The organism is Meiothermus luteus, assembly GCF_003574085.1.
Lineage (GTDB): Bacteria > Deinococcota > Deinococci > Deinococcales > Thermaceae > Meiothermus > Meiothermus luteus.
Map to the genome: position 1 here is coordinate 1 of NZ_QWKZ01000082.1, position 12,237 is coordinate 12,237.

Annotated in this window: 16 protein-coding genes; 13 read left to right on the plus strand and 3 right to left on the minus strand. The window is 65.6% G+C overall.

What is annotated here, in order from left to right; genetic code table 11:
- Positions 1-677 (minus strand): tetratricopeptide repeat protein (locus tag Mlute_RS11330; protein ID WP_119360753.1); only part of this gene is annotated, 677 nt, incomplete at its 3' end.
- 58 nt (positions 678-735) lie between these two features.
- Between Mlute_RS11330 and Mlute_RS11335 the strand changes: the two genes are divergently transcribed.
- Both Mlute_RS11335 and Mlute_RS11340 read left to right on the plus strand, forming a co-directional pair.
- Positions 736-2,301: an acyl-CoA carboxylase subunit beta gene (locus Mlute_RS11335; protein ID WP_119360754.1), complete on the plus strand. Its 1,566-nt coding sequence runs from the start codon at positions 736-738 to the stop codon at positions 2,299-2,301.
- Between the two features lie 52 nt (positions 2,302-2,353).
- A complete protein-coding gene (locus Mlute_RS11340; protein WP_119360768.1) occupies positions 2,354-3,559 on the plus strand; it encodes an ABC transporter substrate-binding protein in 1,206 nt (401 codons plus the stop codon).
- A 73-nt stretch (positions 3,560-3,632) separates the two neighbouring features.
- Here Mlute_RS11340 and Mlute_RS11345 read toward each other — a convergent pair whose 3' ends face one another.
- Positions 3,633-3,869, minus strand: coding sequence for a hypothetical protein (locus Mlute_RS11345; protein WP_119360755.1), 237 nt, complete (start codon positions 3,867-3,869; stop codon positions 3,633-3,635).
- A 182-nt stretch (positions 3,870-4,051) separates the two neighbouring features.
- Here Mlute_RS11345 and ffh point away from each other — a divergent pair, with 182 nt between their 5' ends.
- Genes ffh through Mlute_RS11385 form a run of 8 tightly spaced genes read left to right on the plus strand, consistent with a single transcriptional unit; the run spans position 4,052 to position 9,095 of the window.
- Positions 4,052-5,344, plus strand: a complete 1,293-nt coding sequence (gene ffh / locus Mlute_RS11350) for a signal recognition particle protein (RefSeq protein ID WP_119360756.1) — start codon at positions 4,052-4,054, stop codon at positions 5,342-5,344.
- A gap of 11 nt (positions 5,345-5,355) precedes the next feature.
- Positions 5,356-5,598 carry a 30S ribosomal protein S16 gene (rpsP, locus tag Mlute_RS11355; RefSeq protein ID WP_119360757.1) on the plus strand — a complete coding sequence of 81 codons (243 nt, stop codon included), beginning with the start codon at positions 5,356-5,358 and terminating at the stop codon, positions 5,596-5,598.
- 60 nt (positions 5,599-5,658) lie between these two features.
- On the plus strand, positions 5,659-5,877 hold the full coding sequence (locus Mlute_RS11360; protein ID WP_119360758.1) for a KH domain-containing protein: 219 nt from the start codon (positions 5,659-5,661) through the stop codon (positions 5,875-5,877).
- A 22-nt stretch (positions 5,878-5,899) separates the two neighbouring features.
- Positions 5,900-6,400, plus strand: coding sequence for a ribosome maturation factor RimM (gene rimM / locus Mlute_RS11365; protein ID WP_119360759.1), 501 nt, complete (start codon positions 5,900-5,902; stop codon positions 6,398-6,400).
- Positions 6,397-7,113 carry a tRNA (guanosine(37)-N1)-methyltransferase TrmD gene (gene trmD / locus Mlute_RS11370; RefSeq protein WP_119360760.1) on the plus strand — a complete coding sequence of 239 codons (717 nt, stop codon included), beginning with the start codon at positions 6,397-6,399 and terminating at the stop codon, positions 7,111-7,113. The genes rimM and trmD overlap by 4 nt, the downstream gene beginning before the upstream one ends.
- A 20-nt stretch (positions 7,114-7,133) precedes the next feature.
- On the plus strand, positions 7,134-7,967 hold the full coding sequence (locus Mlute_RS11375) for a pseudouridine synthase (protein ID WP_119360761.1): 834 nt from the start codon (positions 7,134-7,136) through the stop codon (positions 7,965-7,967).
- The gene (hpt, locus tag Mlute_RS11380; RefSeq protein WP_119360762.1) at positions 7,873-8,397 is read left to right on the plus strand and encodes a hypoxanthine phosphoribosyltransferase; all 525 of its coding nucleotides are present in this window, start codon (positions 7,873-7,875) and stop codon (positions 8,395-8,397) included. The genes Mlute_RS11375 and hpt overlap by 95 nt, the downstream gene beginning before the upstream one ends.
- A gap of 20 nt (positions 8,398-8,417) precedes the next feature.
- The gene (locus Mlute_RS11385) at positions 8,418-9,095 is read left to right on the plus strand and encodes a queuosine precursor transporter (protein WP_119360763.1); all 678 of its coding nucleotides are present in this window, start codon (positions 8,418-8,420) and stop codon (positions 9,093-9,095) included.
- Here the strand turns inward: Mlute_RS11385 and Mlute_RS11390 are convergent.
- The gene (locus Mlute_RS11390) at positions 9,092-9,355 is read right to left on the minus strand and encodes a hypothetical protein (protein ID WP_119360764.1); all 264 of its coding nucleotides are present in this window, start codon (positions 9,353-9,355) and stop codon (positions 9,092-9,094) included. The genes Mlute_RS11385 and Mlute_RS11390 overlap by 4 nt on opposite strands.
- Positions 9,356-9,403: 48 nt before the next feature.
- On the opposite strand from Mlute_RS11390, the gene Mlute_RS11395 reads away from it, so the two are divergent.
- From Mlute_RS11395 to Mlute_RS11405, 3 genes are all read left to right on the plus strand, one after another.
- Positions 9,404-10,333, plus strand: a complete 930-nt coding sequence (locus Mlute_RS11395) for a nucleoside hydrolase (protein ID WP_119360765.1) — start codon at positions 9,404-9,406, stop codon at positions 10,331-10,333.
- A gap of 35 nt (positions 10,334-10,368) precedes the next feature.
- The gene (locus Mlute_RS11400) at positions 10,369-11,598 is read left to right on the plus strand and encodes a DUF4127 family protein (RefSeq protein ID WP_119360766.1); all 1,230 of its coding nucleotides are present in this window, start codon (positions 10,369-10,371) and stop codon (positions 11,596-11,598) included.
- A gap of 114 nt (positions 11,599-11,712) precedes the next feature.
- The gene (locus tag Mlute_RS11405; protein ID WP_147371075.1) at positions 11,713-12,150 is read left to right on the plus strand and encodes a hypothetical protein; all 438 of its coding nucleotides are present in this window, start codon (positions 11,713-11,715) and stop codon (positions 12,148-12,150) included.
- Positions 12,151-12,237 lie beyond the last annotated feature (87 nt).

Below are 12,237 nucleotides of genomic sequence, written 5' to 3' on the forward strand. Positions count from 1 at the left end.
CACCAGCGCCGGGCCCAGCCCCCCAGCCAGGGCCGCCCCTCCGGTGGGCCCACCGAGCCGGGAACAGGTGGCCGGGGTGGTCGGGCCGGGGGCTGCATCTGAAGACGCTGCCCCCGCTTGAGGTGGTAGACCGCCTTATCAATCTGCCCCTTCTTCCGGTAGGCCGCCCCCAGGTTGTGGTGGGCCAGGGGGTAGTCGGGGTGTTGTTTGAGCACTTCCTGGTAAAGGGCGATGGCCGTGTCGGTCTGGCCGGCCTCGAGGGCCAGGTTGGCCAGGTTGGTCTTGGCCCGGAAGTGGCCGGGATCCCGGCGGAGGGCCTCCTCAAAGGCCTGGCAGGCCTCCTCCCGCCGTCCCGCCCGAACCCAAAGCAGCCCCAAGGCGGTCCAGGCCTCAGCCCCCAGGTGGGGGTCTCCCGTATAGGGGCGGATACGCGCCTCCTCCTCGGTCTCAAACGCCTGGAGGGCTTCTTGGACCCGGCCCGGGTCCAGGTAGGCCCCAATTAGCTCGGCCTCCTGCCGCAGGAGCCTCCGGGCCTCCCCGTACTCCTTAAGCCGAAGCCAGTCGCGCAACTCCAGGAGCGCCGCAAGCCCGTCCGCATCCCCCTCCTCCCCTAGGAGCAAGCGCTTGCGGGCCTCATCGTAGCGGCCTGAGCGGATTAGCTCCCCCAAACCCTCCATCCCCACAAGCCTAACCCACAGGCCACCCAGGGAAAAGAGTGGGTAAGATACGGGCACTATGGCAGACCCAACTCGAGCCCTTATGGAGGAGCTCCTGGCCGAAATGGAAGAGCGCCGCAAGCGCGTGCTGGCCGGCGGCGGCCCCGAACGCATCCAAAAACAGCATGAAGCCGGCAAAATGACCGCCCGCGAGCGGATTGACTACTTGCTGGACAAGGGTAGTTTTGTAGAACTGCAGCCCTTCGCCGAGCATCTGGAAACCCCCCTCATGCAGGGGCTCGAGGCCCCCGCGGATGGGGTGGTGACCGGCTACGGCAAGATCGGGGGGCGCACGGTCTTCGTCTTCAGCCAGGACTTCACCGTGCTGGGCGGCAGCCTAGGCAAGACCCACGGGCGCAAAATCGCCCACCTGATGGACCTGGCGGTCCGGGTCGGGGCCCCCATCATCGGTCTGAACGACTCCGCCGGGGCCCGCATCCAAGAGGGCGTGGACAGCCTATCGGGCTACGGTGAGGTCTTCTACCGCAACGCGGTCTACTCGGGGGTGGTGCCGCAAATTTCGGCCATCCTGGGCCCCTGCGCCGGAGGCGCGGTCTACAGCCCCGCCCTCACCGACTTCGTGCTTATGAGCAAGGGCACGAGCTACATGTTCATCACCGGGCCAGAGGTCATCAAAAGCGTCACCCGCGAGGAGGTGAGCTTTGAAGAGCTAGGCGGCTCGGCGGTGCACAGCCAGAAATCTGGGGTGGCCCACCTCGAGCGGGAGGGCGACGCGGGGGTGCTGGAGGCCATCAGGAAGCTCCTGACCTACCTTCCGCAAAACGCCCGGGAAAAACCCCCCCTGCGCCCCAACAAGGACCCCAAGGAGCGCAAAACCCCAGAACTGCTAGGCCTGGTACACCCCGACCCCCGGCGCCCTTACAACATGCACCAGCTCATCCGGACCATTGTGGACGAGGGCGAATTCCTAGAGCTGCAGCCCGAGTTCGCCCGAAACATCATCACCGGTTTCGCCCACCTGGGGGGCCAGAGCGTGGGCATCGTGGCCAACAACCCCCGGTTCATGGCCGGGGCTTTGGACATCAACGCCTCGGACAAAGCCGCCCGCTTCATCCGCACCTGCGACTGCTTCAACATTCCTATCCTAACCTTGGTGGACGTGACCGGCTTTCTCCCTGGGGTGGCTCAAGAGCACCAGGGCATCATCCGCCACGGGGCCAAGATGCTCTACGCCTACGCCGAGGCCACCGTTCCCAAAATCACCCTCATCGTGCGCAAGAGCTACGGCGGGGCCTACCTGGCCATGAACTCCCGCGACATGGGGGCCGATGTGGTCTTGGCCTGGCCAACCGGAGCGGTGGCGGTGATGGGGGCCGAAGGCGCCGCCAACATCATCTACCGAAAGGAAATTCAGGCCTCTGCCGACCCCGCCGCCACCCGCGCGGCCAAAATTGCCGAGTACAAAAAGGCCTTTGACAACCCCTATGTGGCTGCCGGCCGGGGCTATATCGACGACGTCATTGACCCTGCCGAGACCCGTAGGCTGCTCATCCTCCACCTGGAGATGCTCGCCAGCAAGCAGGAAGAGCGGCCCTACAAAAAGCACGGCAACATGCCGCTTTAGCCCCATTCAGCCTGGCCTCAGAAACAAAGCCTAGACTCTGCTCGTGAAGAAGATGTGGCTGCGCCTGCTCTGGGCAGGCCTGTGGCTGGGCCTGGGCCTGGCCCTCGCCCAGCGACCGGTGGAAATCACCTTCTGGCACACCCTAGACCCCCCCGGGCGGGAGGCCCTAGAAAAAATCGTGGCCGAGTTCAACGGACGGCAGCGGGACTATCGGGTGGTGCTGCAGTATGTGGGCGACCTGCGGGAAGGGGCGCTCAAGCTGACCTCTGCCCTTAGGGCGGGCAACGCCCCCCAGCTTTACTACGGCGAGGTCTCCTTTGTGGGGCGGGCCGTCCAGGAAAACCTAGCCCTCCCCTTGGACGAGCACCTGGCAGCCTTGCCAAGCGACTTCTACCCCGCCCTGATGGAAGCCGGCCGCTTCCGCGGGCGCACCTACGCCCTGCCTGTGGAGCTGCACCTGCCGGTGCTCTTCTACAACGCCGACCAACTCGCTTCCCGCCGCCTTACCCCTCCCCAAAGCTGGGAGGCCCTGGCCAGCACAGCCCAGCAGCTCACCACCCGCTCGGCCAAAGGGTTTGTCGTGGTGAGCGATGTCTACAGCTTCAATGCGGTGGTGATGGGCCGAGGTGGGCAGTTGGTGCGCGAAGGGCGGCCCAACTTCACCGACCCCAAGGTGGTGGAAAGCCTCGAGTACCTGCAAAGCCTGGTGCGGGGGGGCAGCGCGGTAAGCCGCAACATCGCCGAAGCCCCTTTTGCCATGGTGGACTTTGTCCGCACCAAGGTCTTTATGGGCATCGCCCCCATCACCCTCTGGCCCACCCTAGAAAAACGCACCCCTATTCCTTTCCACCTGGGCGTGGCCCCCATGCCACGCGCGCCAGACGGCCGGTTGCCCCTGGCCGGCGGCAACCTGATGGTGCTGCGCGGGGCCAGCGAGGCCCAGGCCAGGGGCGCGGTGGCCCTATGGCGTTACTGGATGGAGCCCGGGGTTCTGGCCGAGTGGGTCAAGGCCACCTACTGCCTGCCCCTGCGCCGCTCGGTCCAGCCCCTGCTCGAGGACTTCTACCGCGAAGACCCCCGCCGCCGGGTGGCCCTGGGGGGGCTCGAGCAAGCTCAGACCTGGGCCCAAGACCCCGAGGTGACCCTCTGGTACGGGTTTTTGGAAGAGGCCCTGGAGCGCGTCCTAAAGGGCAACGCCAACCCCCGCCAGGCCCTAGAGGAGGCCCAGCGCAAGGCCCTATCGGTGGAGCGGCGCTAGTCTCCCGGTCCCTACAGGCTATACCCCCAGGCCAGCCGACCTTGCGGGATTGCAAGGAGCAAGCCCCTAGAGGCTAACGCTGGGACAAGCGCAGGACCAGCAGCATTCCCAAGCTTTGGAACAGAGGGAACGATATCAGCGTAAAAGCCCCTGGCCACAAGGCAAAAAGCCCTACTGGAACCGCCGTCGCAACCACCCCAATCCACATCAGCTCCGTCCGGCCTCGCTCGCGCAGAAGCCGGTAGAGCACCAGGTTGTTGAGCAGGGAAAACAGCAGCAGCAATACCCAGGCCAGCACAAAGGTACTCATCGCCCGCATTCTACGATAGTCCTAACCCAAGCGGCCCCCTGAGTTATAGTGTTTAGCAAAAATCTCTTGATATTGACACACGCAACCCTTTGCTGCTACCCTAGCGGGCGGCCCCGAAAAAGCGGGCCAAAAATCGCAAAAGCGCCTTTAGTGGTTTCTTGGGCACCTGGAGCGGATAAACGATGTTTGAAACCCTTTCCCAGCGCCTCCGCGCGGCGGTAGATCGGCTGCGCGGGCGGGGCCGGATTAGCGAGGAGGACCTTAGGTCCACCCTGCGGGAGATTCGCGTTGCGCTGCTCGAGGCCGACGTGAACTTTGAGGTAGCCAAGGGCTTCGTGCAGCGGGTGCAGGAAAAAGCCCTGGGAAAGGCCGTGCTGGAAAGCCTGACCCCGGCTGAGCAAATCCTGACCGTGGTCTACGAAGAGCTGGTGGAGATGCTGGGGGGCGAGGCCAGGCAGCCGGTGCTCAAGAGCGAGGGCAACCTGTGGTTCATGGTGGGGCTACAGGGATCGGGCAAGACCACCACCAGCGGCAAGCTGGCCCTGTTCTACAAATCCAAGGGACGGCGGCCCCTCCTGGTGGCGGCGGACACCCAGCGCCCCGCAGCCCGCGAACAACTCCGCATCCTGGGTGAAAGAATCGGCGTGCCGGTGCTGGAGGTGGCCGATGGCGAGCCCCCCGAGACCACCCGGGCCCGGCTGCGGCAGCACCTCACCTTTGACTACCGCGACCTGGTCATCGTGGACACCGCCGGACGGCTTCAGGTGGACGAGGCCCTGATGGAGGAACTGTACCGGCTCAAAGTGGCCCTGGGTCCCTCGGAAACCTTCTTGGTGGTGGACGCCATGACCGGCCAGGAAGCCCTCAGCGTCTCCCGGGCCTTTGAGGAGCGCATCGGGGTTACGGGCCTGGTGCTGACCAAGCTGGATGGCGACGCGCGGGGAGGGGCGGCGCTTTCGGCCCGCTACGTGACCGGAAAGCCCATCTACTTCGCTGGGGTCTCGGAAAAGCTGGAGGGCCTGGAGCCCTTCTACCCCGACCGGCTGGCCCAGCGCATCCTGGGTATGGGGGACCTCCAAACCCTTTTGGAGCGGGCCAAGCAGGCCGAACTTGAAGCGCCCCAGAAGGACCCCAAGGACATCACCCTGGAGGACCTAATCGCCCAGATGCGCCAGATGCGCAAGATGGGGAGCTTCAGCGAAATCCTGGCGATGATACCGGGCCTCTCGCGAATGCTGCCCCCGGGCTTCACGGTGGATGAAAAGCAGCTTCGCCGGATGGAGGCCATCGTGCTCTCCATGACCCCTAAGGAAAGGCGCGACCCCCGGATTCTGAATGCCTCGAGGCGTAGGCGCATCGCCGCCGGCTCAGGAACCAGTGTGCAGGAGGTCAACCGCCTCATCAAAACTTTTGAGGACACCAAACAGCTTCTAAAAACCCTGGCCAAGCAGCGGGGCCGAGGGTTTTTCAGGTAAGGAGGAGGACCATGACCAAGATTCGTTTGGCTCGTTTTGGCTCTAAGGGCAACCCACACTACCGCATCGTGGTGATGGACAGCCGCACCAAACGCGACGGCGGCTATATTGAGCGGTTGGGCTACTACGACCCCCGCAAGACCACCAAGGACTGGCTCAAGATTGACCTGGAGCGGGTGAACTACTGGCTCTCGGTGGGGGCCCAGCCCACCGATACGGTCAAGCGGCTCATCAAGCTGGCCAGCAACCAGTAAGCCCAGCGGCTGAAAGCGGCGGGGTTTTCAGCCTTTCCCTTTTGGCCTTAGTCTATTCCTATGAAAGACCTGGTGGAGTACCTGGTCAAGGCTGTGGTGGACCACCCTGGCTTGGTACGGGTTGACGAAAAGCGAGCAAAGGAAGGCTGGGTCTACTACGTTGAGACCCACCATCAGGACAAAGGCCGCGTGATTGGGCGGCAGGGCCGGGTCATTGAAGCCATCCGTACCGTGGTTCGCTCCTTCTCCAAGGGGCGAGTAAACGTAGAGGTGCGCTAGGAAGCCCTGCGGAGGGTGAGGTATGGAAGCCCCTACGCGGCGGGTGGAGATCGGCCGGCTGGGCAAGGCCTACGGCCTGGAGGGGGCCCTCAAGTTCCGTGGTGAGCCGGTGGTCCTCGAGCTGCAGAGGGTCTACCTGGAAGGGCTGGGCTACCGGGCCATCCGGGAGGCCCGAACGCTCAACCAGGAGATCGTTCTCTACCTGGCCGGTGTGAGGAGCCTGGAGGCCGCCCAGGCCCTAGTGGGCCTTCGGGTCTACGCCGACGTGAGCGAGCTGCCCAAGCTGGAGGAAGGAACCTACTACTACTTTGAGCTGTTGGGCCGGCCGGTCTATGTGGACGGGAAGCCCTTCGGCGAGGTGGTGGACATCCAAGAAGGCCCCCAGGACCTGCTGGTGGTGCGGGCCAAGGGCAGCTCGCTAAGGGCGCGGCACAAGACCTACCTGGTGCCCCTACAAGCCCCCTATGTGCGCCTTGAACCCGAGGGCATCCAGGTAGAGGCCATCCCCGGTCTTTTTGAATGAAGTACACCATCCTGACCCTCTTCCCGGAGCTCATAAGGCCCTGGACGCAGGAGTCCATCCTGAAGAAGGCCATCCAAAAGGGCCTCATTGGGGTAGAGATCCGGGACATCCGGGCCTATGCCCACGGCAAGCACAAAACCGTGGACGACACCCCCTACGGCGGAGGGGCGGGAATGGTGATGCGGGTAGACGTGGTGGTGCGGGCCATTGAGGACGCGGGGCCCGCCGACGAGGTCATCCTGCTTACCCCGGCCGGGGTCCCCTTCCACCAGCGGCTGGCCGAGGAGCTGGCCCAGAAGGACCACCTGGTGCTGGTCTGCGGCCGCTACGAGGGCATTGATGCCCGGGTAGAAGGGTTCGTAACCCGGGAGATTTCCATCGGCGACTACGTGTTGATGGGCGGCGAGCTAGGGGCCCTGGTGGTCCTAGAGGCCACTGCCCGGCTCGTCCCTGGGGTCATCAAGGAGGAGGAAAGCCACCGGCAGGACTCCTTCTCCACCGGCCTTCTGGACTACCCCCACTACACCCGGCCGCCGGAGTTCCGCGGGCTTAGGGTACCCGAGGTCTTGGTCTCAGGGCACCACGGAAAAATCGCCGAATGGCGGCGCAAGCAGGCCCTTTGGCGCACCCTTCAGCGGCGTCCCGACCTCCTGCAAAAAGCCGAGCTCTCCCCAGAGGAAAAGGCCTGGCTCGAGATGCAGGCCCTTCCCTAGGGCCGCCCCGCCGGGATAGCATGGGCCCTATGCGCCTTCAGCAGTTCCTGGCCCGGGCGGGAATCGCCAGCCGCCGCAAGGCCGAGGCGCTCATCAGGGCTGGAAGGGTCACGATCAACGGCGAGGTAGCCGAGCTGGGCCGGGTGGTGCAGCCTGGGGATGTGGTGCGGCTGGACGGGGAGCGGGTAAACCCTCCCCGCAAAACCGTGGTCATCGCCCTGAACAAGCCTAGGGGCTACACCACCACCCACGAGGACCCTCACGCAGAAAAACGGGTCTACAGCCTGGTTCCCGCGCACCCCGGGCTGCACGCCGTGGGCCGGCTGGACAAGGAGACCGAAGGGCTGTTGCTCCTCACCAACGACGGACAGCTCACCCAGCTCCTCACCCACCCCCGAAACCAGGTTCCCAAAGTCTACCGGGCCTGGTGCAAAAACGGGCGGCTCAGCCTGGAGGCCTGCCGTAGGCTCGAGCAGGGGGTGGCGCTGGAGGACGGCCCGGCCAAGGCCCTTCGGGCCATTCCGGCCCGGGGCGGGGCCAGGCTGGTCCTCACCGAGGGCCGCAAGCGCGAGGTCCGGCGGATGCTGGCCCGGGTGGGGTACCCGGTGGAGCGGCTGGTGCGGCTGGCGGTAGGGCCCATTGAGCTGGGCGGGCTCGAGCCCGGCCAGTGGCGCTACCTGAGCCCGGGCGAGGTCCGGCTTCTCCGCCAAAGCGCCCATACACGGCCAGCAGCGCCTGACGTAGAATCGGAGCGTGAGCGTGTTCCGAAGCGGAGCGGGAAGGGTACAGATCAGCCAAGAACAGATCGCCGCGCGCATCCAAGCGCTGGGGCAGGAGATAAAACGCGACTATGAAGGCCAAGAGCCCCATCTGGTCTGCGTGCTCAATGGGGCTTTTATCTTTATGGCCGACCTGGTGCGGGCCATAGACCTGCCCCTTACCCTGGACTTCCTGGCCGTTTCCTCCTACGGCAACGCCGAGAAGACCAGCGGCGAGGTGGAGCTCATCAAAGACCTGCGGCTGCCCATCGCGGGCCGCCAGGTCCTCATCGTGGAGGACATCGTAGACACCGGCATCACCCTCAACTACCTGCTGCGGCTGCTGGAGGCCCGGCAGCCCGCCTCCTTGCGGGTGGCGGCCTTGCTATCCAAGCCCAGCCGCCGGCAAATTGAGGTGCCCATCCACTACCTAGGCTTTGAGATTGAGGACGCCTTCGTCTACGGCTACGGCCTGGACCGCGCCCAGCGCGACCGCAACCTCCCCTTCATCACCTCCCAGGCCTGAGCCTGGGCCCTCCTAACGCCGTGAAAAACTACCGCTACCTTGACCTCATCACCGCCGCCTTCGTGGCGGTGCTCATCGTCTCCAACATCGCCTCCACCAAGGTGGTGCAGGCGGGCCCCTTCACCTTTGACGGGGGTACCCTGCTCTTCCCGCTGGCCTACATCTTCGGCGACCTGCTCACCGAGGTCTACGGGTACAAAAAAAGCCGCCGGGTCATCTGGACGGGCTTTTTCCTGCTCCTCCTCTCCACCCTGACCCTAGGCCTGGTGAGCGCCCTACCAGCCCCCCCCGACGAGTTCAGCCAGGGCTCGGCGGCCTCCTTCAACGCCCTTTTGGGGCTGGTCCCCCGCATTGCCCTGGCCAGCCTGCTGGCCTACTGGGTGGGGGAGTTCGCCAACAGCTACGTATTGGCCCGGCTCAAGGTGGCCACCCAAGGGCGCTGGCTGGCGTTGCGCACCATCGGCTCTACCCTGGTCGGGCAAGGACTGGACACCGCCATCTTCCTGCTGGTGGCCTTCTATGGGGTCTGGGAGAACGCCCTGCTGTGGACCGTGTTCGTCTCCAACTATGTCTTCAAGGTAGGGCTAGAGGTGCTCCTCACCCCCATCACCTATGCGGTGGTAGGCTTCCTCAAGCGGGCCGAAAACGAGGACTACTACGACCGCGACACCCGCTTCAACCCCTTCTCCTTGGGCTAGAAGCGGCGAATCTTCATGCTCTGCACCTGGCCGCTCTCGGCGTTGATACGAAAGACCTTGTACTCGCGGGTGCGGGCCGCGTCGCCCAGGCTCAGGTAGGCGGTGGGCTCTCGCACCACAAAAGACAACGTAACCTCCCAGAACTGGCCGTCGGCGCTAAGTTCAACCTCCTCGAGCCGCAGCTCCGGAAGCTGCTTGTCCCCATAGAGGCTCTGGATATAGTCCATGGCAATCCGGACCGCTTCCCTGACCTCGAGCATGCCCCCAGTCTATCGCGGCGGGGCCTTTGGTCTGATAGTCTGTAGTCCGTGCCGCAGAAAATCATCCTAGACTGCGATCCCGGCCACGACGACGCCATCGCCCTCATGCTGGCCCTGGCCAGCCCGGAGCTGGAGGTGCTGGGAATCACCACCGTCTACGGCAATGTGGCGCTGGAGCGCACCACGCACAACGCCTTGGTGGTGCTCGAGGTGCTGGGCAGGCGGGTACCCGTGCACCCCGGGGCCGATCGGCCCCTGGTCCGGGAGCGCATCAGCGCCGAAGCGGTGCACGGCACCTCGGGGCTGGCGGGCCCTCCCCTACCTACCCCCAGCCAGCAGCCCCAGGACCTGCACGCAGCGCTGTTCATCATTGAGCAGGTGGAACGACACCCTGGCGAGGTGGCCTTGGTGCCGGTGGGCCCCTTGACCAACCTGGCCTTGGCCCTGCGGCTCAGACCCCAGATAGCCCCTAAAATCCGCCAGATTGTGCTGATGGGCGGCTCGGTGGACCTTGGCAACTGGACGCCGAGCGCGGAGTTCAACATCCTGGCCGACCCCCACGCGGCCCGCATCGTCTTTGAGTCGGGCGTCCCGCTGGCCATGATGGGGCTCAACCTGACCCACCAGGCCATAGCCCACCCCCACTGGGTGGCCCGCTTCCGCGGCCTGGGCAACCGGGCGGGCACCTTTGCCGCCGAGTTGCTGGAGTTCTTCCGCGAGCACCACCAAAAGCGCTACGGCTGGGACGGGGCCCCCATCCACGACGCCTGCGCGGTGGCCTACTTGGTGCGTCCTGAGCTCTTCCAGACCAAGCCGCTGCACGTGGCGGTGGAAACCAACGAGGGGCTCTGCTTTGGCCGGACGGTCTGCGACTACTGGGGGGTCACCGGCAAGCCCCCCAACTGCCGGGTGGGGCTACGGGTTGACCCCGAGGGCTTCTTTGAGCTGCTGCTGGAGCGCATCGGCAACCACCCATAACCCTTCCTCATCTACCCGGCGTACCATGGCCCCCGATGCGGGGCTGGGGGATGCTTTGGACCCTTTTGCTCCCGCTGGCCTGGGCCTACCCGCAGGTGGTGTATGTCCCGCTGGACGACCGCCCGCCAAGCTGGTCGCCCTGCCGCTGGGAGCTGGCGCGCTGTCCGCCGAAGGACCTCTACCAGGGCCGCTGGGGGGCCCGGCTGGGCGAGCTGTGGGGCTGGCTGGTAGGCCAGCCGGGGCATACCCTGGTGGCCAGCCTGGACGCCTTGGTCTACGGCGGGCTGGTGCAAAGCCGCAGCGCCGCACTGAGCCTAGAAGAGGCCCAGGGCCGCCTTGGGGTGCTGCGTTACTGGCAGGAAACCTGGGGGCCGGTGCTGGCCTTTGGGGTCATCCCCCGCCACCCCGACGCAAAAGACCGCGCGCGCAACCTAGCCCTTCTGGGGTCGTTGGAGGGCCGCTTCGCCTATGTGGAGGTCCCCTGGGACGACGCCCTGCCCGGCTCTCCCGCGGTGGGTGAGGCCGCCCGGCTGCCCATCCCCACCCGCCCTGGAGCCGACGAGGCCGGCCAGGTGCTGCTGCTGCGGGCCTTGGCCCCGGGCCTGCGGGTGCGGGTGCTCTACGACCGGCCCCAGGCGGCACAAGAGGTGGTCCGCTACGACGGCATCCCCCTAGAGGACTCGGTGCGAAGGCTCCTGGCCTCGGTACGGGCAGTAGAGGTGCAGAACCGGCCCGACCTGGTGCTGGTGGTCTACACGGGCAGCGACCCCCGCCGGGGCGTTCTTGCGGTTATGGAGGGTCTGCGCCAGGCCCCGGTGGCGGTTGCGGACATCGCCCGGGTCAACCGGGGGGACGCCTCCTTCGTCCGCTACCTGCTGGACCTGGAAATCTACCCCTGGCTGGCTGCCTACGCCGCCTGGGGCACCCCCAGCAACAACCTGGGCGCGGCCCTGGCCCAAGGGGGTCTGTTCGCCCCCACCACCTGCCAGCGGGCCGGCAACCCTGCGGGCTTTTGCGAAGCGCGGCGCGTCCGGGCGCTGGCCCAGGCCTACCTGGAGTACCTCTGGGGCGAGGTAGGCCGGCCCTGGGTGCGGGCCCGCTTCCGCGAACCCCTGGGGGAGGAGGCTGCCTGGCAGGTGCTGGAACGGCTAAAGACAGAGCCCATGCCCCGTTTCTCCCTAGGGCGGCTCGAGCCCACCGGCCTCACATTCCCCTGGGGGCGCAGCTTTGAGGCCGAGTGGCGCTACCGGTTCCACGACGATTAAGCTTTCCCTTACCTAAAGGAGCCCCTTCCTGTGGTACGGTACGTAATGCGTTACGCACTCCGCTGTGATGCATAACCCAAGAGAGGGGTTCAGGCGTTCTAGGCTTATTCGGGAATGAGTGCATTTTACCAGGGGATGCTTGCGCTGCTGCGGGAGCTGGTGGGAAGCCCCAGTCCTGAGCTCATGCTGGCAACCGCCCTGGAGGGCGCCCTCCGGCTTATCCCTGGGGCCCAGGCTGGCTCCGCCCTGCTGCGCGATGGGCACGATTATCGGTTCGTGGCCATACAGGGCCACGCCCTAGCCCCGCCCAGCTACCCTCTGAGCCTGGAAGCCGAGCTGCGCTGGTACGGTGGGAGCCTGGAGGAGGCCCTGCAAGCCCAGCCCCGCATCACCCGGGTAAGCCCCGAGCTAAGCGGCCTCTCCCCAAAGGACCAGGCCAGCCTCAAGCCCATCAGCTGGTCCTTGAACGTCCCCGTGCCCCTACTTGGGCGGGTGGAGGCCTGGCTCTGCTTATACCAACTCTACGACGAGGTGACACATAAAGCCTCTTGAATCCAAGGCCAAAAGCAAAGCCGCTTGACCCTAGTTGGATCAGCCGCAAGCTGGGTGAGGAACTCCTCGGCAGCCAGGCGTTTGTGT